Consider the following 412-nt stretch of genomic DNA (forward strand, 5'->3'; position numbering starts at 1 on the left):
GAACGAGAACAGCCGGGGCTCGTTGAAATGCGAGAACATCCAGGTGTCATTCGGCGGCCTCAACGCGGTCGCCGGGGTAAGCCACAGCTTTGAGTCCGGTCGCCTCTACGCGTTGATCGGCCCCAATGGTGCTGGCAAGACGACGCTGCTGAACGCGCTGTCCGGCCATGCGACACTCAGCGGCGGACGGGTTGTCTTGAACGGAAAGGACATCACGAACCTGTCGATCCATGCTCGCACGCGCGCCGGCCTCGGACGCAGCTTCCAGATTACAAAAATCTTCTCCGGCATGACCGTGTTGGAAAACCTGAAGCTTGCGGCCTTCGCTCACCGCTATCGGGTGCAGCCGTTCTGGATGCCGGCTGGCCGCTTCGCCGACGTTCAGCAGGATGCCGAGCGAGTGCTGGAAGAG

The 412-nt window shown here is 61.9% G+C and carries 1 protein-coding gene; it reads left to right on the plus strand.

Annotated elements, in window-relative coordinates:
- On the plus strand, nucleotides 1–412 hold a 412-nt coding region (locus NJC10_RS11185; protein ID WP_319076624.1), incomplete at both ends, for an ATP-binding cassette domain-containing protein.

Source organism: Micrococcus sp. M4NT, from assembly GCF_033790745.1.
GTDB lineage: Bacteria > Actinomycetota > Actinomycetes > Actinomycetales > Micrococcaceae > Micrococcus.